Raw genomic sequence first — 21269 nt, 5'->3', positions numbered from 1 at the left:
GCGTGATTGAAAAAGGCTGGCCGGGTGACGTTCCGTCCCCACCGCCGGCACACGAGGCCTGAGGAAATCCCCATGAACCTGACACAGATCTTGGATGCCTCGGCGCTGGCGGTGCTAGCCGCCCAGGCGGGCTGGATTGGACTGCTGTACCGCCGAATGGGCCGGTTGCGCACCTCGCTGGAAAGCGCTGGTGCCGTGGTCGGCCAGCTCGACGCTGCCTCCCGCCGGCTGGATGACTCCGCTGGCGGCGTTGTGCAGAAGGTGCGCGATGGCCTCGCCGAGGTGGACAGCAAGATCGGCGCTTGTCGCCGCCTCTCCCAGGAGCTGACCACCGCCTCGCGCCATGCAGAGGAAGTGGCAACGCGGCTTGACCAGGCATTACGTCAGAACCGCAAGCTACAGAGCGCCCGTGCGGCGGCGCCGCCACGGGAGCTCGTGGAGCCGATTGGTCTGGCCGAGCGCTTGGCAGGGCGACCGGCCATTTCGCACGATGCCATACCCGATGCCCTAGCCGCAGCGTTGCCTACGCCAGCCATGTTCCCCATTCTCGATATCGTTGCCGAGCCCGAGCCCGAGCCAGAGCCCAAGCTGGTCGCTGCGAGCTCTAGCGAGTCCGAAACGGAGGTTACCATGGCAGAGCCGGTGTCACTCCTGAGGACACTGGTTTCGATGGAACCGCCGCTTGGCAGCTTGCCGCCGCCTCTTGGCAACGTTTTAGCGGCCGAGCTTTTGTTTGCAGAGCGGCCAGTCAGGCCTTTTCAGGAACCGGGTTCTGACGGTGGGCCACGCACCATTCGCGTCAAGCTGGACTGAATCATGACGAGGCCAATTGCTTCTTTATCTATAACAGCCCCACGTAGTCTGGGTCGAGCTTTCGGCCCACGGCTGGGCCTGCCAGTGATGCTGCTAGGGCTCATTGCCCTAGTGCCCGGCCGGCTGGAGTCCCTGATGTCAACCGAGGTGTCCGCCTCAGCGATGACGGCGCCGGGTGATATTCATTTCCAACCGGTAACGCTTCGCGAGGGCATGGTAGCGCGGCCGGTCGTGGCACCGGTCCTGGCCGGTCCGCTGACCACCTCGGCTCCCGTCATACCCGTGCGCGCTAGCCCAATTGGTGACGAACGACCTGGCGACGGCCGCCTACTGCTAGAGGTGGCGCGCCGCCAAGCGGAAATGGATCGTCGTGAGCGGGCTTTGGAGGCGCGCGAGGCACAGTTGCAAGCGGCAGAAGCTATGACCCGCGGCCAAATCAGTGAACTGACTCGCCTGCGCGAAGAAATTGAACGGCTGGTTAGCAAAGAAAGCGTTAGCGCCGACAGCGATCTCGATGCGCTGGTGTCACTCTATGTCAACATGCGGCCGCAGCAGGCAGCTAAAGTGCTGGAGCGACTTGAAGCGCCGCGTGCTGCAGTCATCCTGCTGAAGATCCCTGAGCGTATGGCTGGGCCAATCCTGGCACAGATGGAGCCGCCAGCCGCCCTGGCTGTGACACAGGAGATCGCCGGACGTCGCGAGGCTTTCCGCAATCCGGTCCCCTAAATTATCTCCTGTGACATGAAGAAGGGGAGGAGCCTTCGGCTCCTCCCCTTTCTCGTATCGATTACACTGTTATCAGCCAGCTGCGTTGTGGAGCCGCCCAGCTTCATCCAACAGGGCATCAACCGTGGGCGGCGACAAGGCCCGGCACCCGGTTTCGTCATGCAGGGCATATCCCCCTTCGGCCAGAGCAGTGATTCGTTGCTGCAATCCAGGCAAAGAAAACTCCATATCGCAGCCTAGCAGTCGTGCTGCCTCGCGCAGCGCCAGATCTGTGCCAGCCTCAGCACTCTCTCGAGTGGCATAAAGTCGACGGGAGGCAGTCAACGCCGCATCGAAGCTCGCCGCATGTGCCAGCGATAGCGAAGGCTCCCGCCATTGCGCATGACGCACTTCCAGCCGCCAAGGCAGATCAGCTGGCCCTGATGCATCAATCTCTAGGCACCATTCACCGCGTCGGGCACACCAAGCCAATGGCGCGGCACTCATGAAGTGCAACACATCGTCCAGCGTCTGCGGATCTGGCAGAGGCCGCAGCGTCAGACTAAGAGCAGGCGGGCAGCGTGCTGCCCTGCGCCAGAGCGCCCAGGTCGATCCTGCTGCTCCTAGCAGTGCCATGACGCCCCAGCCGGACGGCGTGGACAATTCAGGGAAAGCACCCAGGTGGACGCCCAATCCGGCACTGGCCATCACTGCTACGGCAGGCAAGCGATTAAAGGGGAAACGCGGCATAATGGGTTCTCCCAAGCTTCAGCGGGATACCCAACTTAGCGACTAAGTAATAATTTTTCGCAAAGCCGTCATTGGGCATGGAACTGCGGGCAACGCTTAGTTTTTCAGAGCCATGCGAAAAATTCTTGATCTCAAAAGGCTAGATTCGCCATTATGGCGTTGAAGCTTCCCCCTGCTTCTTCTTTATGGATTGGATCTATCATGAGCTTTCCCCCCGTCGCCGATCCTGTGAGCTTCGATGAGTCCACTCTAGACCGTGCCACGGCACTGGGCCGCCGCGACGGTCTCGTCGGGCAGCGGCGCGACATTGTTTTAGAAGGGTTTGTTCAGGATGTTCTGGGGCAGCAAATCTCCCCTGCCGACCACATCCTTGGCGCCGCATTTCGCCATTGTTATGCCGCCGGCCATCGGCATGGTGCTGAGGTTCGGCGCGAGAATGAGGCGCGTCGACGCCGGGCAGAGGCGCCGATTCTAAGTTTGGTTCCCGGTTCGCAGAACCCTATTCCTTTCCGACTGCTGCCGAGCGCATCTGCCTGGACTAGGCACCCAGTCCAGGCTGCGTTGGCTCAGGCTGCGCCGTAAGCCTTGCGGGCCTCAGCGCCGCTGTCAGTCTGCCGAAGGGCTTCTAATACCCCGGTCGGCAGGGCATGGCCTTCTTCACCTAGGCTGCGCTGCGCCCCTGCCTTGTTCATGCGGGTGAAGACCTCCATGAGCGTCGATAGCATCGCCTGCTCCGGCACATGCGCCACACGTGCCGGCGCGCCGCTGCCCCACCACATGGGCTCACTGCTGGCCACAGCCTCGCCAGATTTCGGCGCCTGTAGTGCGGCGTTTAGCGTGACCGGTCCGTTAGGAGGCGTCAGGCCAAGCTGCGCATAGGTCTGGTTGACCCGACCGCGCAGCTTGTCCATCACTTGCTTGATTGAGAGTGGAGCACCATCGCTCCCGCGAAAAATAGATGGATTGGCACGGGCAGCTTCGGGCAGCACTTGGCTCGCGGCCATCTCTGGATCACTTGATCCCTTCGCTATCAGTGCCTTAGCGCCACCAAGTCCCAGAAAATGTCCTAGATACAATTCCGTGGCGTCAGGGCGGTGGCCAATCGCAGTAGTCAAAGAGTCTGACAGGTCACGCAAATGCTCAGCACCCAAGCGGGCTGAGATATCCGGGTTATCACGCAGTGCCAGGATTCGATTTCGCATTGCAGGATCAGAGACGGACAAGCGGCTGCCGGTACGGGTGATCGCTGCCGCCTCATCGGCTAGGCCATGTTGCGCACCATGCTCTTGCACTACACTGAGCCAAGTCTGGTCAATAAACTGGAATAGGCCACGGGCAGAAGAGGTAGAGGCCTGCGCATCGGCCCGGAAGCCACTTTCCATCGCAGCCTTAGCAGCCAAAACATCAAAACTAACCCCGGTGGCCTCTGCAGCGTTACGCAACGCTCCCGTAACCGAGGCATCCACCGTGTAGCGGCCTAGTGTCTCAGCTCGGCTGCGAAGACTAGCAGCGGCTTGGCCGGCTGCGGTGGTGGCTTTGTCCACAGCGGTGGCCAGTTTTAGGGGGGCTGGCATGGCAACTCCGTCGCTTTGCGAAAAATGCTCGTAGCACATCGCCATGCGAAATGGTAAGAGAATGGCATGGCCGGAGTTCTGGCCCTTTGTCGCAACAGCGGGACTGCGCCACGCAATGATCCAGATCGCCGGAATCTTCGGAGTCTTCTTGGCCGTTTTCGGCGGGTACCTGATCGCCGGTGGCAAGATGGGCGTGATCCTGCATGCCCTTGGGCCAGAGATGATGATCATTGGCGGCAGCGGCTTCATGACCCTGCTGATTGCCGGCGATGGCGCACTGCTGAGCAAGACGCTCAAGGCTTTCGGCAAGGTGTTCAAGGGGTCGAGCTGGAACAAGACGGATTTCAGCGATCTGCTCTGCCTGCTCTACCTTCTGCTGCGCACCCATCAGAAGGAAGGTGCGGCGAAGCTCGAAAAACATATTGAGACGCCGGAAAGCTCACCGATCTTCTCTCGCTATCCACGATTGATCCAGGATCCCGCACTGCGGAGCCTAGTCTGCGACACGCTGCGCTCGGTGACACTGAACAACAAGGATCCGCATCGCATCGGTGAGATGATGGAAACCACCATCGATAAGCGCCATGCGGAAAACCTGAAGCCTGCCAAGGCAATCCAAACGATGGCCGATGCCTTCCCGGCGCTTGGCATCGTGGCCGCGGTGCTCGGAGTCATCAAGGCCATGGGCGCGATCAGCGAAAGCCCCGAGGTACTGGGCCGGATGATTGGTTCGGCACTGGTTGGCACCTTTCTTGGCGTGTTCCTGTCCTATGGGCTGGTTGGCCCGATGGCTGGCCGCCTCAAGGCGATCTTCGAGGAAGAGAAGCGGATGGCTGATGTCGCCCGCTCCGTGATCACCAGCTACCTCGAGAACCTGTCGCCGCAGATTTGCGTCGAGATCGGTCGTCAGGCAATTCCCACCAAGTTGCAGCCCAGCTTCGATGATATGGAAACGCAGCTGCGCGATGCCGGCCGCATGAAGACTGAGGGTGGGGAGTAACTTCAATGCGCCGCGCCCTGCTGCTGGCCGGCCTCGCCCTGCCGCCGCTGCTAACGCAGCCGGCGATAGCGCAACGGCCGGATAATGCTTCCCCTGCTTTACAGACTGCCGCGCCGATTGGTGACGGCGCTGTGCGTGTGCGCACCGGGCAGCACAATGACCGTGGCCGCGTGGTGCTGCATCTCGGCACGCTGCCAGCCTATGAGCTGCGCCGTAGTGGCCAGGACCATGAACTGTGGTTGCGTGGCCGCTATCAGCTGAACCTCACCGGACAGCGCCCGTTGTCTGAGTTAACTGGCATGGAGGTGCGGCAGGAAGGCGCCTTCACTGTGCTGCGCCTGCGCCCTGCTTGTGACTGTGTGGCTGAAACCGGCGCCTTTGATGGCATGCTGTACGTGGATCTGCGCCCGTCCCGCACCGCGCGTGAGCCTGCTAGCCCTGCACAGTTGGCTGCCGCTCGGCGACGCCTTTTGGATGACGCCGTACGGCTTGGTCTACTGGGGCAGGAACAAGCTATTGCCTTGCTGCGCGGCGGCCGTTTACCGGAGCCTGCTGCGGAAGCTTCTCCGGCAGTCGCGTCCAGTCCAATGCCAAACCCGGCTCCTTCGCCTTCAGTGCCTATGGCAGCCGCCATGCCGCTTAAACTACCTTCTGAGCCGGTCGTTTCATCCCGGATTACCTCTGCGGTCCCTTCGACCAGCGAGCCACCGCGGGATGAAATGGCGCGCCTGCGGGAAACGCTGGTCAGCCGACTGGCCATCCTCAATGGCACTTCAGCGCCCCCCGCCGTCGGTTCGCCTGTGCTTTCTTCACCTGGTCCTGCTGCTGCAGCACCTCAGCCTATTGCTGCTACTGCTACTGCTGCTGCCGCGCCGCCGTTACCCAATCCGAGCTTTCCGCCTCCGCCAGAAACGGCCCACAAACCGGTTTGCACCGCATCAAGCTTCAGCTTAGCTGGGTGGGCTGGCACCCAATCCTTTACCGAAGACTTGGTAGCAGTGCGCAACCTGCTGGCAGAATCGGATCAAGGCGCTCTTGAGACAGCCGCCCTGGCAGAGTTCTATGTTGGGCGCGAACTGCCACGCGAGGCCTTGGAGGTCCTATCGAACCGGCCTTCAGAGTGGCCGGCTGGCGAGGTGCGCGAGCGGCTGGAGCGCGTTCGCGACGTAGCACGCCTGCTCGGTCGCCAGCCAGTGGATGTCAGCTCCCCCTTGCTCATGGATGCCGCCGATTGCGCCCGGCCAGATCTGCCGCTCTGGCGCGGCCTGCAAGCTGCCGTGCAGGGCAATGCCACGATGCTGGCACAGATTGCTCCGCGCATCCGGGCTGCGCTGCGCGAGGTGCCCGCCGAGCTGCGCCTAGCCTTTGTCGGTATTCTCGCTGATGCAGTGGATGAAGATGCCGAAAGCATGCGCACCCTGCTGGGTGCGCTACGTGGCCCAGGCGGCGCGATCACCCAGCCACGTCCCGACCAGTTGGCAGCGCGCGCGCTGCTGCTGGCGCGGTTGGCGCGTACGGAGGGCAACCGGGCCGAAGAGCTGCAGCAGCTCGAGGCCGCCGTGGCACAGGGCGGCCACTCCTTGCCTGCATTGCAGGCCCGCATCCGCTTGGCGGCCCTACAGTTCGGCCGCCCTGGGACAGAAGGTCGTCAAGCCGAGCTGACGCTGCTGGATGCCAGCCGCACCTATCGCTTTGACAGCCTGGGTGAGGAAGCCGCCGTGCTCTACGCGCAGCGCCTACTGGAGCGGGGCGACGCGGCCAGTGCACTTGCGGTTGCTGACGGTGCTAGCCAAGCGGCACTGCGCCCTAGCACCGAAAGCCGTGGCGCCCGGTTGGCTGCGCAGGCACTGCGCCTGCTGTTAGTCGACGCCAAAGGTATGGCGCTGCCACCACCTGGTGAGCGGCTGGCGCTGTTTTGGCAGTACGAGGGCTATGCCACGCCAGGAGAGCGCGGCGATGACATCAGGCAGGGCATGGTGCGGCTGCTGTTGTCGGAAGGATTGTCTGATGCCGCGTTGGATGTTGCGCGCCAGCTTACCCCCGCGACGCTGCAACAACCTGCCGGCGCGCTGCTAGTCGCACGTGCCGAAGCGCTAGCGCAAGAAGGCGATGCGCGTCGCGCCATGGCGCTGCTACGCAGCCTACCCCCCTCACCCGAAATGCACCGCGCCGCCAGCGTGGCCTTGGCCCGACTTGGCCAGCCCCGCGAGGCAGCCCAGGAACTCTCCGGCCTTGACGTCCTGGCTGACCGACAGCGCCGCGCTGGACTGCTGTTCCAGGCTCAGGCCTGGTCAGAGGCCGCATCCGCTTATGCTGAGTTGCTGCGCGATCCAACCTTGGAATCAGCGGTGCGCACCGAGGCGACACATCGCCTAGCCGCCGCGGCCGCTCTGGCAGGTGGCAAGCCGGATGTACCGGCCGACCTTCTGGCGGCCGACCCTGGCATCAAGGCATTGCTACAGCTGAGTGGGAACGCTCAAGCCTCACCCCGTGGCGTCACCGGTGCCCGCGCTGCTATCGCGCGCAGCCGTGAAGTAGAAAAGCTTCTTTCAGCTACGGGGAGCAATTGAAATGGACAGCCCCAGCATTGTGGGTCTTTCGGGCCAGCTCGCACTGCGCCAACAAATGGATGTCACTGCCAACAACCTCGCAAATACCAACACCACGGGCTTTCGTGGTGACCGCACCTTGTTCCAGAGCCACGTTAGCCGCTTGGCCGTACCGGGACGCGAAATCGCCTTCGTGCAGGATCGCGCGACCTATCTCGATGTGCGTCAGGGCTCACTCAGCACAACAGGGAATCCGCTCGACATCGCCATCGATGGTGAAGCGTTTCTTGCCGTCGAACGGCCGAATGGTGGCCGCGGCTATACACGTGATGGTCGGCTGCGTGTCGATGCCGGCAGCACATTGGTCGATGCAAGTGGTCGTGCCGTGCTGGACGAGGGTGGCGGCCGAATGCAGTTGCCGGACCGAGTGACAGCGGTCGAAATTCGCGGCGATGGCACACTGGTTGCAACCGTAGATGGTCGAGCGGAACAAGTAGGCCGCATTGGCCTGTTTCGCGGCGGCGATTTGCGCGCCATCCGCAAGGGTGGTGATGGACTTCTGGAAATTCCAGCAGCCGATGTACAGCCGGTACCGCCCAACACACCGGGTGTTCGAATGGTTCAGGGCTCACTGGAAGCCTCTACTGTGCAGCCTGTGCTGGAACTCACCAACATGACCACCGTACAGCGGGCTTATGAAAATTTGCAGCGCATCGTATCGGATGATGATTCCAGAGTGCGGAAGATGATCGACGCACTCGGTCGACCGAACTGATTTTCTTCTGCTGACGACATTTTTGACTGGCCTTCCCCGCTCTAGAAAGGACCCCCCTTATGCGCGCCATGAGCATCGCGGCCACCGGTATGCAGGCCCAGCAGACTAACGTCGAGGTGATCGCCAACAACATTGCCAACGTCTCAACCACTGCCTTTACGCGTCGCAAGGCAGAGTTCCAGGATCTGATCTACCAGTCTACCGAGCGCGTTGGTTCCGCCTCCTCGGAGGCGGGAACGCTGCTGCCGGTTGGTACCCAGATCGGACTCGGGGTGCGCAATTCCGCAGTGAACCGCATCACCTTGCAGGGCTCACTGACGGACACAGGCAATCGGTATGACTTGGCGCTTGAGGGGCGTGGCTATTTCGGTGTGACGCTGCCGGATGGCACCGTCTCCTACACTCGTGATGGCTCATTCAAGCTTTCTGCCGAGGGCCAGCTGGTGACCAGTGAAGGCTATCCGATCGAGCCCGCCATCAATGTTCCGGTGGATGCTAAAGACGTTACCATCAACCAAGCTGGTGAGGTGATCGTCACCCAGGCTAGTGGCCAACAGCAGAATGCCGGCCGACTAAACCTCTACATGTTCCCCAACGAGGCGGGCCTGGAGGCAATCGGTGGCAACAAGTTCCTAGAAACCGAGGGCTCAGGTCAGCCCAACACCGGCCTTCCATCCGATCCTGGCTTTGCCAAGATCCGTCAAGGCTACCTGGAAGCCTCGAATGTCAACGTGGTGCAGGAGATCACCCAACTGATCGCCGCTCAGCGTGCTTACGAGATGAACTCGAAGGTGATCGAGGCAACCGACCAGATGCTACAGACCGCTAACAACGTCCGCTGAGGCAGTCAGCTATGCGCACCTTGTCAGCCTTTTCCATGCTCGTTCCATTGCTCGCCTGCGGTCTGCCTGCTGCTCCCCTGTCGGCACGCGAGGTCTGGCATGCCGCGGCCACTTTGGAACCCGGCGACCGTTTGCGGCCGCAAGACGTCACCTCCGCTGTGCCACGCTATGATCGCCCCTTCTACGTCGACAGCACCGACAGTGTCGATGGCCTGGAGGTGCGGCGCCGCATCCGTGCCGATGCACCGATCAGCAGTCGCGACATTGGCCCGCCGCTCGCGGTACGACCAAGCCAAGCTGTGCGGGTAATATGGAAAAGCGCCGGCGCCACCCTGGAGATGGAGGGCCGCGCCATGGAAGGCGGAGCCCTAGGTGAGGAGATCCGGGTGCATAACCCGGCCAGCAGCCGCACTATTCGCGCCCGTGTGGTGGCAGAGGGCACGGCCGAAATTGGAGGCACACCATGAAGCGCACGAATCGCACGACTGCCGCGGCGCTGCTGCTACTCGGCCTAACCGGATGCGACACCTTCGGCCACATCCAGCGGCCGCCGCCGATCTCGGCTCCGGGAGAGTTGGACGGCATCCCGATCGGTGCCGAGGCCGCCAATCCCTTGGAAGTCGCCATGCAGCCACAGCTTGCTGGCACTGGCCCGGCCATGCCAGGTTCCCTATGGCGGCCGGGCAGCCGCACATTCTTTCGGGACCAGCGCGCCCGCGGCATTGGCGATCTGCTGACAGTAGAGATCGAGATCGACGACAGCGCTCAATTCGACAACAGAACCGAATTGGATCGCAAATCGAGCCAGGACTTCAAGGTGCCTTTCCTGTTTGGGCTCCAGGGCGTGCTCGGCAAGGCATTCGGCGGTGGTCTCGATCCAGCGCTGGAGCTGGGCGGCGACAGCACCAGCCAAGGTGCCGGCAGGATCCGCCGCAATGAGAAGATCCGCCTCCAGGTAGCGGCCACCGTAGTGCGCGTGCTACCGAGCGGTAACCTGGAGATTGCCGGCTCCCAGGAGATCCGCGTCAACAACGAGTTGCGCGAGCTGCAGTTGCGCGGGCTGGTGCGGCCAGAGGATATCCGCCCCAACAATCGTATTGCTTCGGAGAAGATTGCCGAGGCGCGCATTGCTTATGGCGGACGCGGTGTATCGAGTGACCTGCAACGGCCGCGCTGGGGTCAGCAAATCTTCGATCGGGTGTTACCCTACTAAGGCAGGGCTTCTGACGTCAGAACATCGCCGGCACTGCGCGGTGCATGCTGTAACAATGCCTTGCGCAGCGACTCGGCCACTTCGGCGCCAAGCGCCGGCGTCAGCGCCAGGGCTGCACTGCCGTCGGAGGGTTCCAGCAGCAACCTAGCAGACACGGCGCCCTGCTGCGCAGCAATGCCGGCTGCCAAGCCATAGATACCAGCTGTTGCCTGAGTGGATTTCGGTTTCTCTAGCCGCAGCTTCCGGATAGCGCTCCAGGGCAATGCTCCACCGGTCCAGGACAGGCCGTCCGAACTAACACGGATCTGCTGAACATGGCGTGCGTGCCGTGCGCGCAGGAAAGCCGCTCCGGCGAGAGCCGCAATCAAGAGCCCTGCCACCGCTGCAGCTAGAGAAGCGGAATCGTGACGCTTAGGCGACAGCAGCACTGCCAACGTTGGTAAACCAAACAACATCCCTAGCAGCAGAGATGCAGCAAGATAGGCAAGGGCGGCCTGTGCTGGCCGAATGTAGAACACTGCCACATCTTGTTGCTGCGATACCGTGAAAGCGCCAGGATCTGGCATGCGGATCTCCCGGCGGGTGCCGAAGCATACTGGATGCCCTATGCCTTGGAAGCACAGGGACACTCGGCCGTAGATTAGCGCCGTTTCTACATGGCTTCCACAACATCACGAATGTGGAAGAGAAGCTTAAACTTCGTGGCTAAGGAAAGGAGCAGAGAGCAGCCTGTAGACTATCTCTGTGTCCTCTTCTTCATCATTCTCTTCTGCATCTAGGGAAGCGCGCATGCGCTGCACGACCTCTTCGAGTGTTTCGGCTTTCCAATCGGAGATGTTGCGCAGCCAGGTTCCGTTCAGGAAGGCCCGGGCGCGGCATTCACCCTGCAGCACAAAGGTCTTGATAGTGTAGGGACCATGGTTGAACTCGGCTGATCGCATGGTGCGGTCCGGCAGTTAGAGACAAGAGAGAAAAGAAAGCATCAGGCCGCCAGACGAGACATTGGCAGGCCGACTCTGCTGCACCAGGGCATCTCTGGCGTCTCGGCCCTGACATCCCGCAGCAAGTAGCCACGGCCCCAAATCGTGCTGACCAGATCACTGGCGCCAGCATCAGCGAGCTTCTTGCGCAGCTTGCAAACAAAGACGTCGATGATCTTAGCGTCGGGTTCGTCAATACCGCCGTAGAGATGGTTAAGAAAGGCTTCCTTGCTCACGGCCTGTCCTTTGCGTAGGGTCATCAGCTCCAGAATGGCGTATTCCTTGCGCGTCAGGTGCAGCGCCTGGTCGTGAATGCGGGCCTCCTGGACACTGATGTCGAGGCTCAGCGGCCCGACCAGCAGGACGGATTTGCTAAAGCCCCGGGCGCGCCGAACAATGGCTTGCACGCGGGCCACCAGCTCCTGCTGGTCAAAGGGCTTGGTGATGACGTCATCGGCGCCCGTGGCCAGCGCCTGGATCCGGGGCTGCGCGCCGGCCAAGCCGGAGAGCACCAAAACGGGTGTTTCGATGCGGGCACCGCGTAGACGACGGAGGACGTCATAGCCCTCCATGTCCGGCAGCATGAGGTTGAGCAGCACGATGTCGTAATCGTAGAGGGCAGCGAGTTCCAGCGCCTCTTCACCCCTGGTCGTGGCATCCGTGACGATGCCGCTCGCGCGCAGCATCATACTAATGTCATGGGTGGTGCGAGCGTCATCCTCGACCAGAAGAACGCGCATGGGGGGAAATCCTGCGGAAAGGAGAAAAGGGGAAGGCAGTCAAGCAACAACGGATGTGTATCGGCGCCGCGTCTTCACCACTCGCTTATCATCTTCACGCATAAAGCCATGGATCATGAGTTTGGCAGAAGCCATTGCCTGGAGATGGGGCATGCAGCTGACCGAGATCGATCTCGAATACCTGGCAGAAGTGCTGGCGACCACGGCCACCATGCCTCTAAACCTGGCACGGCAGTACCGGAGCGTGCTGTGCCAGGCTGTGCTGCGAAACACTGATGACGCCTGGCTGCGGGAGGTGGAGCAGCATTTCCGGCCCACAGAGGAAGCGGTGCATGGGCAGGTCGTGCGGCTGCGCCGTGGCGAGTGGCTGGCGGAGGAGCAACAGTTCTGCCGTGCCTTGCTGACATCGACCCAGCCGGCGGCTGCATGACCCTTCTGGCGCATCCGCTGTTCTGCCGCAGCCCTGGGGGCTGAGCTGCGGCAGACAGAAGCAGCTGGAGATGAGCAAAGGGTCACCGGGGGGAGCAGCGCCGGGGAATGATGGATCAGGAATGCAGAACTAGGCCTTCTTCGCCCATCAGGTTGCCGAGATCCGACATCATGGCGTCGTAGGCTGCGTGGTCCTCAGCATCAGTACCGACCGCCCCCAACTCGGGAGAGGAGTCGAGCACGTCCTGCAGATAATCAGCCGCCATGAACAGGACCTTGGAGCAGGGCTCTCCCTCGTAGGCGGCCACAGCACCAAGATGCTGCAGCAGATTGATGGCGGCTTCGACTTTGGACGAGGACCGAGGGGCGCGCAGAAGCATCGGGGGGATCCATCAGAGAGCGTCGATCACGATACCGTGAACACCGCGGTTTTGAACCAGAAGAACGCTCTGTAGCAACATGATTTTGCAGGAGATTTTCTAGGTGCAGCGGCGGCTTTGTTCGCGGCGTACATCAAGCAAAAGTTACTCGTGGTTGAAAATGAACGATTCAGATGAATCTTTTGGTTATCTCTTCTGCCGATTCATGGAGAATAATTAATCTTTAGGTGCAGCAGCTCAATGGATGCCTCGAAGTACCCGGCGTGGGGCAGCCTCCGCGAGCAGGATTGCCGCCTCAGGTCGTGACGCGCCCCTGCTGATGGGGTCGGATGATCGGACGCCTCGAATTACCGGCTGCTGCGCGGCCCGGCGAGCAGGACCATTGCCTCAGGCTGTGACGTGCCTTTGCTGACAGGGTCGGATCAGCGGCTTTGAGCGACGGGTGCGGCTTTTTGCGGGCGCCGAGGGGTTATGCGGGCGCAGCTCGGGCGCTGAGCCAGGCGAGGCGGGTGAAGTTATAGGCCAGGTTGGCCATGCCGATCTTCACCTGCGCCCTGTCCAGGCCGATGGTGCGGACGAACAGCGCCATGCGGTGCTTCTGGACGGCAAAAACATGCTCGATGCCCGAGCGGATCCGGGCGCGGGTAGCATTGGCCTTGGCCTGCGGCTCAGAGAGTTCGCGCCGCGGAGCTCTGCGGAACTGGATGCGCTCGCTCAGCCCGCGGCGTTCCAGGACCTCCAGATTGCGCTTTGTCCGGTAGGCGGTGTCAGCCCAGACGCGGCTGGCCGTGTTCTCGGGATCCAGCAGGCCAGCAAAGCTGCGGCTATCATGCTGGGCGGCATCGGTGACCGTCGAGCGGCGGATCAACCCATGCCGCCGATCGATGCCGATGTGGCTCTTGTAGCCGAAAATGGGCACCGCGATCTGGATGGCTTGGCACTGATTACCCTCGGGCTTGGGTTTGGCTCTGCCGCGCTTGAGCGTCCAGCGGGCATCCCGGTCCTTCTGCACCCGCTTGGCCGGGGACCAGTTTTCTGGCGTGTCGCCATCGCGGATGGTGGCCTTCTCCTCGAGGGTGAACTTCTGGCGCGGTGCGGCGATGATCGTCGCGTCGATGATCTGCCCGCCCATGGCAAGGAAGCCTTTGCTGACCAGCATTTAGTCGAAGCGGCGGAACAGGCCCTCGATGGCACCCGCCTGCTTGAGCTGTTCGCGATAAAGCCAGATCGTCTTGGCATCGGGCACCGCCTGGTGCAGGGCGAGACCAGCAAAGCGCATGAACGATAACCGATCCCGCAATTGGAACTCCGCCTGCTCATCCGAGAGGCTGTGGAGCGCCTGCAGCACCAGGATGCGAAACATCAGCACCGCGTCATAGGGCGGGCGTCCGCCGCGGCTGCGATCCGACCGCGCCAGGGCTGCATCCAGCACCGGGCGGAAGATCTCGAAGTCGACCAAGGCTGCAAGCCGCTCAAGTGGGTCGCCCGCGGCGGACAGGGCCGCATACCGCTCCTCGACATCGAAGAAGCCAGGCTGTCCCGCCCTGATCGCCGCCTCCGCTGCCGGGGGTCAGTGAATCAGGTCAACGCCTCAGCCGCGAGGTTTTTCGAAGTGTCCAGCCGGTAGTTTGAGATGCCCACGTGGCCCTGCCCTGCAAGAAAGACCTACTTGCAGAAAATACTAGATTGTGCCTTATAGTTGTATGGATGAATAACTTTCAATTTCTAGGCTTGGCCATGTTCATTACGTAGACTTTTCATAGGGGATAGCAATGGAGCAGTGTGCTCGTGCAGATTATTCCTATGTTGTCGGATGCCTGACGCAGGTCATGCTGGATAAGATATCAGAAATTATCTGCGCGAGTGCAGTACGGCATCACGCTTTCCTCAAGATAGATATCCTTCATCGAGCTAGTGTTCGGATTGAAGCGCCTCTTGCTCCAACAGGCCGGCTTTCTGCTCTTGTAGAGCACAGCCTTATGCTGTGCCGTCCAGCCCCTCCAACAGTCGATTTGGGGGATACTATCCTGCTCCTTAGCAGGCAGCGAGATCGACCTCTTGATTGACGTCATGCTAGCTGGCCCTCGGATCGATCCTATAGCAAATGTACCGCAGGGCAGGCTCACGCCTTGCGCGGAGCAGGTGACAACAAGGTTCTCCGCATCCTCAGTCATATGCCACCCAGTCAGTTCCTTGAGGAATTCATTTTACAACCTGAGCGCCGCTTCCGCGGTCATCTTTGGGCCCAACTGGGCTACTCTACGCTTCATAAAGGATCGTAAAATGCCAAAAGGCACCTCAAACCCAATAGCCCGTAATTTTCCGAATCTTATTTGCATGACTTCGTTCTGCATTATTCCGGCCGTCGCTGAGGCTCAGACGCGTTTCGACGGGTTCCGCACCGGCATTGAAGTTGTGTACTCTGAAACTACTCTCGAAACGGACATCTCTGCGCCTAGGCAACAGGCTCTTGATGCTGCAAATCAAAGGCTAACTCAGGGAGAGGCTGAGCTCTCGTCTGCCTCACAGCGGCTTAGTGAGGAGCGCCAGAGGCTAGACACTGCTCAATCAGAACTCCTAACTTATCGCTCTCAGCTCTCGCAGCTGGAACAATCAGCGGCAGCTAACCCAGCCTTCGCTGCTGCACTAGCGCCAGAAATCGCTTCACGAAGGCAAGCTATCAACGGAGTTGAGCTGGCGCTGAGTCAAAGGGAGTTAGAGCTACAGTACGCTTCCGCATCAGTTCAATCTGGCTACAGCCTTTTGGATGCCGGTCGTGCTGACTATGCTGCACAGAGTAACACTCCAAGCCTTTCAACTTTGACCCTTGATGGCGTCACGGCCCGCTTCAGTTTGGGTTGGGGCACAAGCTTTCAAACTGCCATTGCTCCCCTGCACATCGGCATTGAGATTGACGGTGCACCAGGCACTGGTGAAGGACTTCTTGTTGTCCCTGGAAGATACGATACGCGCATAAAAGGTGGAGCAGTTTTCGGTGCGTCAGTGAAGCTAGGCATCGTGCCGATCCGGTGGCTGATGCCCTACATTAGTGCGGGCGTAGAGACACAAGAATTTTCTATTCTGCGGAGAGGTGACCGCGAAACCTATCAGGCCACAGGCTTCCGCGGAGGTGTAGGATTTGAATTTTCGGTGACAGATAACAACATCATCCGGCTTGGTTATGAGCGTACAATTTTGCCTGATATTACCTTCGCAGGAGCGAGGATAGAGCCATCGAGAGATGCCTTTAAGGTTGGCTACATTCGACGTTTCTAAACCTGCTCGCATATTTCGATGGCTGCTTGGAGGATGACTGTGGATGGGCGATTCGCCTACAGACATCACTCAGCCTCCGCTCCCGCAGAGGCCAAGTGAATCACCTCAGCCCATAATCCGCAACTGTAGTACTAGGTTGAAAACCCAATCAGGAATGGCGGCTGCGGCTCAGGCGGATATCCACCTCGCGGTCCACAAAGGCCCATTCGGTGCTCTGCCGCAACCGGCGGACCAGCTCCTCAAAATCCGCCGCGTGCTCTGGCGCGTACTCGAACCAGGTTAGAAAGTCGAAAGGTTCGCCTAGCTCACGGCTGTGGTGCAGGCGGCGGGCAACGGCCGGCAGGTATTCCAGACCAATGCTGATATGCCGCGACTGCTCCTCCAAGATCGCCCGGCGCTCATCCTGCGCCAGCGCCCACCAAGCCTCGGTCTTACGGATCGGGATCAGCGCGGCGCGGGTCGCTTGCGGTCGCAGCAGTCCCTGCTGCGCCGCACCCAGTGCGTTTAGCTCTGCCCGGTTGGTGTAACGCGGATTGCTGGTCACGCCGCGCAGAGCCCAGACGAACTCTGGTCGCAATGCGGCGTCGGCGCCTTCCAGCACGGCCAGCCGGGCAGTCATGGGCAGCATCTCGCCGATGACTGGGCTGACGCGATCGACCTGCCACGTGCCGGTGGTGCCGGCAATGAAGGTGACGAGAAGTGGTGGCGGCATGGAGCATGCCTATTGTCGCCCCTTGCTGCGCGTCAAGCAGTAACCGGCAATACCGTGCAGACCGGACGACGATCCTGCACAGCTAAAGGTAATTCTAAGAACCTTTAAGCGGTAACGCACTGACAACAACGAGGGTAGGAGTTTACCAGGGGAGGTCTGCTTCCACCCAACTCGGCCATTCCTGATTGGGTTTTCACCCTAGTCGTCGGTGTTCATGAGCACATGAGCTTCGGTAGCGCGGCACTGCTCTTCCTCGGCCTCATTGCGCTGGCGCAGCTCGCGCAGCACTTCCTCGAACTCAGCGCCGGTCATCCAGCTAACTGAGCTTTTCAGCACTTCATCTGAACACATGCAGCGGGTTTCGACGAGAACTTGCAGCATCGGGCGATCTCCTGTTTCGCCCGCTCTTAGAAGACATCAAGCACACCAGAAGTCATCCAAAATCCCACCAAAGAACCACTTGATTTGGTGCCACACAAATACGACAACAACCGTGTTCTGCTTGCGACACCAGAAAGAACACCAGAGTAGCCACTCTTCGGTTGCTCTATGGATCAACTGACGCTCGATTGAGTCAGGCGTAGGAGTGCTGCGCTCGTTCTTTAAAAAGGCAGATCGGATGCTTACTGGACTCAAAATCGCAACCGTTGCGCGTCCTCAGGTGGGTGCGAATAGCCCCGTGGGGCGTGTGCGTGCCAAGCTGCTCAGCAGCATCAACACGCAGATCGAGAGCGTCACAGCGCTGCTTGAGGGCAAGAAAGACCCCCATGCGGATAAGCGCAACAAGCCCTGGTTCTTCGCAGCAAACGGGCTGCACTACACTGTGCTCAAGTACGGCACGTCCCCGATCCCGCTGGGCGAGGGCAACGTCATTGAGGCGGGCAAGGAACTGAAAGACCTGCTGCCCGTGTATGAGGCGGTCAAGCAGGGGGTTAACTCCGGCGAGCTTGACGAGGTGCTGCTCAAGCTGAGCGTCGAGCGGGGCCGCAGTCGGAAGGGCAAGTCAGATGATCAACAAGAGTTGATCGAGCCTAACACTCAGCCGGACACTGCGCAACCGGCCTCAGCTAGGCCACGTTCCCGGCGCTGAAATGGTCAACTGACCATCTTTCCGGCGAGGGGTCGCACTACGGTGCGGCCCTTTTTCCGTTCAGCTACACCCGAGCCAACTTTGGTGCACCAAGTGCTCAAGCTTGGGCAAAAAAGAAGGGGGCCGAAGAACGGCCCCCTTTTTGAGTTATCGACGCAAGAACGTCGAGTTCAGGGAGAGAGAACGGACATGCAAAGTTGCACAACACGTTCTTAGTTCAACTGAGCTAATCACGCAACCGTGATCTTCCTTAAGAAAGCCGAAAATGCGCCTGCCCTGATCGCCGTTGGGCTGGTGTCTTCACACTCTGGTTGAGCACTCCATCAGATCAGTCGCACGTCTGTTCTTGTTCCTCATTCGTTCTCTAGGTTAGCTCATGAGGAGTAAGCCTATGGAGGAGTCGGTGAGCAGCACTACAGCCATGTCAGCCAAGGAATTTCGGATCTGCCTTGAGACACTCAGGTGGACTCAGGCTGAGTTGGCGCGCGTGGTCGATCAGGACGTTGTGCGAATTCGCCGCATGGCGCGAGGCGAAGCTGTGATCCCGGAGAAGCTGGGTGCATGGCTCGTGGCACTTACCGCCGAAGTAGCAGAGGTCTATTCGCGCCATAGGCCACCCGGTGTCTAAGCAGCCACGTGAAGGTACCTTCGCCCACAATGCTGCCGATGGGCTGTTCTACAGCGTGCAGTGCAGGAAGTGCCGCAATCACAGATACGTGAGCGCTAAGTGCCTAGTTGAAGCTGGGTTTGGCCATCAGCAGGTAGTGGGCAGTCAGGACCGCTGGCGCTGTCCGCAGTGCAACAACAGAGGTGCGTCACTCACCATCCATGGATCGTGGACTGCCATCGAGAGCCTGCGACCTGCCGACTACGCGGACACGGTGGAGGACCGGATACCCAAACTGCCGCCCGAATAGGGTCTGCTAGGGGCCGCAGCGGGTTCTAGACCGAAACAGCAGTTACAGCGCTCTAGCGCTCTGTCCCTGTGTGACCTTTGTAGGGTGTCCGGTTTAGCAGCTCTGCTTCTATAAACTGCATACAACAAGGTGGTGGAGCTGGTGTTGAAGAACGCCTCCATCGCCGTGACCGGCATCTGGCAGGCTGAGGATGACGGCGTGCTGAACCCGGCCACGGTGCGGCTGGTTCCCGGCGCCATCATCCCCAAGGCGCCGGGCTCCGCCGGACTGACGCCGCTGGCAGCGCCAGGCAATTTCGATGTGTCGCAGTTGATGCTGGACGACCTGCGCGGCCGCATCCGGCATGCGCTGCTGGCGGACCGGCTGGCGGCCCCGCGCGGCGGACAGATGACGGCGACCGAGGTGCTGGAGCGCAGCGCCGAGACGGCACGGCTGCTCGGCGCCACCTATGGCCGGTTGCAATCCGAATTGCTGACGCCGCTGATCGGCCGCTGTCTGGCCATTCTGCGGCGCCGCGGCGAAGTGCCGCCGATCCTGCTCGACGGGCGCGAGGTCCGGCTGACCTACCAGTCGCCACTCGCGCGCGTCCAGGGGCGCGCCGATGCCGCCAACACCCTGCTGTTCCTGCAGGCGGTGGCGGCGCTCGGCCCGCAGGCTGCGGCGCAGCTCGATATTCCGGCCGCCACGCAATACCTGGCCCGCGCGCTGTCCGCGCCGGCCGGAATCCTGAACCCGATCCAGGAGTCATGATCCCGCATGTCCGAGAACCTGCTGGACGCCGCGATGGAACCGGTGGCGTCATCCGCCGACGACATCCCCGAGAAGTTCCGGGATGTCGAGACGGGCAAGCTGCGCGTTGACGCGTTGCTGAAATCCTATCGCGAACTGGAAAAGCGCCTATCGCAGCGCTTCGCCCCGCCGGGCGCCGACGCGCCGGAGGAGGAGCGCATACGATTCCGCCGCGCCATCGGCGTGCCCGACAGTCCCGAAGAATACGCTGTCGAGGCCAAGCATGAGATGTGCGGCGCCGATCCCGCCATTAACGCGAAGCTGCACGCGGCCGGATTCACCTGCGAGCAGGTGCAGCTGGTGTACGACCTGGCCGCCGAGCGGCTGCTTCCGCTGATCGCCGAGGCCGCGGCCGATTACGAGGCGCAGAAGCAGGTGGCGAAGCTGGCACAAGAATTCGGCGGGGACGAGCAGTTCCGCCGCATCGCGCCGCAGATCGCCGCCTGGGGCCGCGCCAATCTGGCGCCGCCGGTGTATGAGGCACTGTCCACCACGGCCGAAGGCGTGCTGGCCCTGCACCGCATGATGGCCAAGGGTGAGCCCAGCCTGGTGCGCGAGGCCGATGCGCCGGACGCCGTGGACGAGGCGGCGCTGCGCAAGATGATGCGCGACCCGCGCTACTGGCGTTCCCGCGAGCCGGAATACGTCAAGCGCGTCACCGACGGCTTCAAGCGGCTGTTCGGCCAGGGCTGAGCCCCGGCCGCTTCCGACAGGTTTCCGCCCAGGACCAACCCGGCCCGCCCGACGCGCGCCGGGCGCCTCGGCGTGCCCGCCTTTCCGGCCCCGCGCGGCAAACCGGTGAGGTGGGCGGCTTCCCTCCTTTCCTGATCTCTTGCTTGAGGAATTCGGCATGTCCGCTTCCATCGACCAGGTCTTCGCGAAGCAGTTCCAGTCCGAAGTGCACGATGCCTATCAGCGGCAAGGCAGCAAGCTTCGCCCGACGGTGCGCAGCAAGAGCGGCGTGCGCGGCGCCTCCACCGTGTTTCCGATCGTCGGCCGCGGCATCGCGGCGGCGAAGGCCCGCAACGGTTCCGTGCCCGTGATGAACCTGTCGCATTCCAATGTCGAATGCTACCTGCAGGATTACTATGCGGGCGAGTGGATCGACCGCCTGGACGAGCTGAAGACCAACATCGACGAGCGCCAGGTTGTCGCGAATGCGGGTGCCTATGCGCTCGGCCGCAAGACCGACGAACTGATCATCGCGGCGCTCGACACGGCCACCAATGAGGCGGTCGGCACCGCCGCCGGCACCGGCGACACCGATGGCCTGACCAAGGCGAAGGTGCTGAAGGCGTTCGAGATGCTGGGCGCCGCCGACGTGCCGGATGACGGCAATCGCTTCGCCATTGTCGGATGGAAGCAGTGGAGCGACCTGCTGCAGATCCAGGAGTTTGCCAACTCCAACTATGTCGGCGATGACGAGCTGCCCTGGAAGGGCACGCAGGTGAAGCGCTGGTTGGGTGCGACCTGGATGCCGCATTCGGGTCTCACCAAGAGCGGCAGCTTGCGCTTCTGCTACTTCTATCACAAGACGGCCATCGGCCATGCCGTGGCTCAGGATGTCTCCTCCGACATCACTTGGCATGGCGATCGTGCCGCCTTCTTTGTCAACAACATGATGAGCCAGGGTGCATCGCTGATCGACCCGGCCGGCGTCGTGCGCATGCGCGCCGCGGAATAAGGCGCATCGCAGGGGGAGGGAACTCCTCCTGCAACCCCCTTCCTCCTTCTG

23 protein-coding genes and 1 pseudogene are annotated in these 21269 nt (G+C 61.4%); 15 read left to right on the top strand and 9 right to left on the bottom strand.

Going from position 1 to position 21269, the window contains the following annotated elements; translation table 11 throughout:
* Positions 1–72: 72 nt before the first annotated feature.
* Positions 73–813: a hypothetical protein gene (locus D2K64_RS03615; RefSeq protein ID WP_120006674.1), complete on the top strand. Its 741-nt coding sequence runs from the start codon at positions 73–75 to the stop codon at positions 811–813.
* Between the two features lie 135 nt (positions 814–948).
* Positions 949–1539, top strand: coding sequence for a MotE family protein (locus D2K64_RS24215; RefSeq protein WP_157985705.1), 591 nt, complete (start codon positions 949–951; stop codon positions 1537–1539).
* 72 nt (positions 1540–1611) lie between these two features.
* Here the strand turns inward: D2K64_RS24215 and D2K64_RS24210 are convergent, their stop codons facing one another.
* A complete protein-coding gene (locus D2K64_RS24210; RefSeq protein WP_157985704.1) occupies positions 1612–2268 on the bottom strand; it encodes a hypothetical protein in 657 nt (218 codons plus the stop codon).
* 201 nt (positions 2269–2469) lie between these two features.
* Between D2K64_RS24210 and D2K64_RS24205 the strand changes: the two genes are divergently transcribed.
* Positions 2470–2850, top strand: coding sequence for a hypothetical protein (locus D2K64_RS24205; protein ID WP_157985703.1), 381 nt, complete (start codon positions 2470–2472; stop codon positions 2848–2850).
* On the opposite strand, the gene D2K64_RS24200 is transcribed toward D2K64_RS24205, so the two are convergent.
* Complete coding sequence (locus tag D2K64_RS24200) at positions 2835–4028, bottom strand: lysozyme family protein (RefSeq protein WP_162306131.1); 1194 nt, start codon at positions 4026–4028, stop codon at positions 2835–2837. The two genes, D2K64_RS24205 and D2K64_RS24200, sit on opposite strands and share 16 nt — an antisense overlap.
* Between D2K64_RS24200 and motA the strand changes: the two genes are divergently transcribed.
* From motA to D2K64_RS03575, 6 genes are read left to right on the top strand one after another with little or no spacing between them, the layout of a single operon-like run.
* Positions 3991–4842: a flagellar motor stator protein MotA gene (gene motA / locus D2K64_RS03600; protein ID WP_238383988.1), complete on the top strand. Its 852-nt coding sequence runs from the start codon at positions 3991–3993 to the stop codon at positions 4840–4842. The two genes, D2K64_RS24200 and motA, sit on opposite strands and share 38 nt — an antisense overlap.
* Positions 4843–4847: 5 nt before the next feature.
* A complete protein-coding gene (locus D2K64_RS24195) occupies positions 4848–7412 on the top strand; it encodes a hypothetical protein (RefSeq protein WP_157985701.1) in 2565 nt (854 codons plus the stop codon).
* Between the two features lies 1 nt (position 7413).
* Positions 7414–8166: a flagellar basal-body rod protein FlgF gene (gene flgF / locus D2K64_RS03590; RefSeq protein ID WP_120006664.1), complete on the top strand. Its 753-nt coding sequence runs from the start codon at positions 7414–7416 to the stop codon at positions 8164–8166.
* A 59-nt stretch (positions 8167–8225) separates the two neighbouring features.
* On the top strand, positions 8226–9008 hold the full coding sequence (gene flgG, locus D2K64_RS03585; protein ID WP_120006662.1) for a flagellar basal-body rod protein FlgG: 783 nt from the start codon (positions 8226–8228) through the stop codon (positions 9006–9008).
* Between the two features lie 11 nt (positions 9009–9019).
* Positions 9020–9475, top strand: a complete 456-nt coding sequence (gene flgA, locus D2K64_RS03580; protein WP_120006660.1) for a flagellar basal body P-ring formation chaperone FlgA — start codon at positions 9020–9022, stop codon at positions 9473–9475.
* On the top strand, positions 9472–10221 hold the full coding sequence (locus tag D2K64_RS03575; protein ID WP_120006658.1) for a flagellar basal body L-ring protein FlgH: 750 nt from the start codon (positions 9472–9474) through the stop codon (positions 10219–10221). Before flgA ends, D2K64_RS03575 begins: the two co-directional genes overlap by 4 nt.
* Here the strand turns inward: D2K64_RS03575 and D2K64_RS24190 are convergent.
* The 3 genes from D2K64_RS24190 to D2K64_RS03570 form a co-directional block, all read right to left on the bottom strand.
* A complete protein-coding gene (locus D2K64_RS24190; RefSeq protein ID WP_157985700.1) occupies positions 10218–10787 on the bottom strand; it encodes a hypothetical protein in 570 nt (189 codons plus the stop codon). The genes D2K64_RS03575 and D2K64_RS24190 overlap by 4 nt on opposite strands.
* Positions 10788–10913: 126 nt before the next feature.
* Complete coding sequence (locus D2K64_RS24185; RefSeq protein WP_157985699.1) at positions 10914–11162, bottom strand: hypothetical protein; 249 nt, start codon at positions 11160–11162, stop codon at positions 10914–10916.
* Between the two features lie 41 nt (positions 11163–11203).
* Entirely contained in the window at positions 11204–11941 is a 738-nt protein-coding gene (locus tag D2K64_RS03570; protein WP_120006656.1) for a response regulator transcription factor, read from the bottom strand.
* Positions 11942–12092: 151 nt separating this feature from the next.
* On the opposite strand from D2K64_RS03570, the gene D2K64_RS03565 reads away from it, so the two are divergent.
* A complete protein-coding gene (locus D2K64_RS03565; RefSeq protein ID WP_120006654.1) occupies positions 12093–12371 on the top strand; it encodes a hypothetical protein in 279 nt (92 codons plus the stop codon).
* Positions 12372–12486: 115 nt separating this feature from the next.
* Here the strand turns inward: D2K64_RS03565 and D2K64_RS03560 are convergent, their stop codons facing one another.
* The gene (locus tag D2K64_RS03560; RefSeq protein ID WP_120006652.1) at positions 12487–12750 is read right to left on the bottom strand and encodes a hypothetical protein; all 264 of its coding nucleotides are present in this window, start codon (positions 12748–12750) and stop codon (positions 12487–12489) included.
* Between the two features lie 469 nt (positions 12751–13219).
* Positions 13220–14299: pseudogene (locus tag D2K64_RS03555) on the bottom strand (IS5 family transposase).
* Between the two features lie 734 nt (positions 14300–15033).
* Between D2K64_RS03555 and D2K64_RS24180 the strand changes: the two are divergent.
* Positions 15034–16026: a hypothetical protein gene (locus D2K64_RS24180; protein WP_157985698.1), complete on the top strand. Its 993-nt coding sequence runs from the start codon at positions 15034–15036 to the stop codon at positions 16024–16026.
* A gap of 148 nt (positions 16027–16174) precedes the next feature.
* Here the strand turns inward: D2K64_RS24180 and D2K64_RS03550 are convergent, their stop codons facing one another.
* Together D2K64_RS03550 and D2K64_RS24175 are read right to left on the bottom strand one after the other, a co-directional pair.
* Positions 16175–16738, bottom strand: a complete 564-nt coding sequence (locus D2K64_RS03550; protein ID WP_120006650.1) for a chlorite dismutase family protein — start codon at positions 16736–16738, stop codon at positions 16175–16177.
* A gap of 198 nt (positions 16739–16936) precedes the next feature.
* On the bottom strand, positions 16937–17119 hold the full coding sequence (locus tag D2K64_RS24175; RefSeq protein ID WP_157985697.1) for a hypothetical protein: 183 nt from the start codon (positions 17117–17119) through the stop codon (positions 16937–16939).
* Positions 17120–17324: 205 nt separating this feature from the next.
* Between D2K64_RS24175 and D2K64_RS03545 the strand changes: the two genes are divergently transcribed.
* From D2K64_RS03545 to D2K64_RS03525, 4 genes are all read left to right on the top strand, one after another.
* Complete coding sequence (locus D2K64_RS03545; protein ID WP_157985696.1) at positions 17325–17828, top strand: hypothetical protein; 504 nt, start codon at positions 17325–17327, stop codon at positions 17826–17828.
* A 1046-nt stretch (positions 17829–18874) separates the two neighbouring features.
* Positions 18875–19495 carry a portal protein gene (locus D2K64_RS03535; protein WP_456316362.1) on the top strand — a complete coding sequence of 207 codons (621 nt, stop codon included), beginning with the start codon at positions 18875–18877 and terminating at the stop codon, positions 19493–19495.
* A gap of 6 nt (positions 19496–19501) precedes the next feature.
* On the top strand, positions 19502–20227 hold the full coding sequence (locus D2K64_RS03530) for a capsid assembly protein (protein WP_120006643.1): 726 nt from the start codon (positions 19502–19504) through the stop codon (positions 20225–20227).
* Between the two features lie 157 nt (positions 20228–20384).
* Positions 20385–21218: a phage capsid protein gene (locus D2K64_RS03525; RefSeq protein ID WP_120006641.1), complete on the top strand. Its 834-nt coding sequence runs from the start codon at positions 20385–20387 to the stop codon at positions 21216–21218.
* Positions 21219–21269 lie beyond the last annotated feature (51 nt).

The organism is Teichococcus vastitatis, assembly GCF_003604215.1.
In the GTDB taxonomy this organism is placed as follows: Bacteria; Pseudomonadota; Alphaproteobacteria; order Acetobacterales; family Acetobacteraceae; genus Pseudoroseomonas; species Pseudoroseomonas vastitatis.
The sequence above is the reverse complement of the archived record's forward strand: the minus strand, read 5'-3'. Positions and strand labels throughout refer to the sequence as shown.

What these genes read in the sequence shown, in the direction of transcription:
- D2K64_RS03615 (WP_120006674.1), top strand. Translation starts at nt 73, where the DNA reads ATGAACCTGACACAGATCTTGGATGCCTCGGCGCTGGCGGTGCTAGCC.
- D2K64_RS24215 (WP_157985705.1), top strand. Translation starts at nt 949, where the DNA reads ATGTCAACCGAGGTGTCCGCCTCAGCGATGACGGCGCCGGGTGATATT.
- D2K64_RS24210 (WP_157985704.1), bottom strand. Translation starts at nt 2,268, where the DNA reads ATGCCGCGTTTCCCCTTTAATCGCTTGCCTGCCGTAGCAGTGATGGCC.
- D2K64_RS24205 (WP_157985703.1), top strand. Translation starts at nt 2,470, where the DNA reads ATGAGCTTTCCCCCCGTCGCCGATCCTGTGAGCTTCGATGAGTCCACT.
- D2K64_RS24195 (WP_157985701.1), top strand. Translation starts at nt 4,848, where the DNA reads ATGCGCCGCGCCCTGCTGCTGGCCGGCCTCGCCCTGCCGCCGCTGCTA.
- flgF (WP_120006664.1), top strand. Translation starts at nt 7,414, where the DNA reads ATGGACAGCCCCAGCATTGTGGGTCTTTCGGGCCAGCTCGCACTGCGC.
- flgG (WP_120006662.1), top strand. Translation starts at nt 8,226, where the DNA reads ATGCGCGCCATGAGCATCGCGGCCACCGGTATGCAGGCCCAGCAGACT.
- flgA (WP_120006660.1), top strand. Translation starts at nt 9,020, where the DNA reads ATGCGCACCTTGTCAGCCTTTTCCATGCTCGTTCCATTGCTCGCCTGC.
- D2K64_RS03575 (WP_120006658.1), top strand. Translation starts at nt 9,472, where the DNA reads ATGAAGCGCACGAATCGCACGACTGCCGCGGCGCTGCTGCTACTCGGC.
- D2K64_RS24190 (WP_157985700.1), bottom strand. Translation starts at nt 10,787, where the DNA reads ATGCCAGATCCTGGCGCTTTCACGGTATCGCAGCAACAAGATGTGGCA.
- D2K64_RS24185 (WP_157985699.1), bottom strand. Translation starts at nt 11,162, where the DNA reads ATGCGATCAGCCGAGTTCAACCATGGTCCCTACACTATCAAGACCTTT.
- D2K64_RS03570 (WP_120006656.1), bottom strand. Translation starts at nt 11,941, where the DNA reads ATGCGCGTTCTTCTGGTCGAGGATGACGCTCGCACCACCCATGACATT.
- D2K64_RS03565 (WP_120006654.1), top strand. Translation starts at nt 12,093, where the DNA reads ATGCAGCTGACCGAGATCGATCTCGAATACCTGGCAGAAGTGCTGGCG.
- D2K64_RS03560 (WP_120006652.1), bottom strand. Translation starts at nt 12,750, where the DNA reads ATGCTTCTGCGCGCCCCTCGGTCCTCGTCCAAAGTCGAAGCCGCCATC.
- D2K64_RS24180 (WP_157985698.1), top strand. Translation starts at nt 15,034, where the DNA reads ATGCCAAAAGGCACCTCAAACCCAATAGCCCGTAATTTTCCGAATCTT.
- D2K64_RS03550 (WP_120006650.1), bottom strand. Translation starts at nt 16,738, where the DNA reads ATGCCGCCACCACTTCTCGTCACCTTCATTGCCGGCACCACCGGCACG.
- D2K64_RS24175 (WP_157985697.1), bottom strand. Translation starts at nt 17,119, where the DNA reads ATGCTGCAAGTTCTCGTCGAAACCCGCTGCATGTGTTCAGATGAAGTG.
- D2K64_RS03530 (WP_120006643.1), top strand. Translation starts at nt 19,502, where the DNA reads ATGTCCGAGAACCTGCTGGACGCCGCGATGGAACCGGTGGCGTCATCC.
- D2K64_RS03525 (WP_120006641.1), top strand. Translation starts at nt 20,385, where the DNA reads ATGTCCGCTTCCATCGACCAGGTCTTCGCGAAGCAGTTCCAGTCCGAA.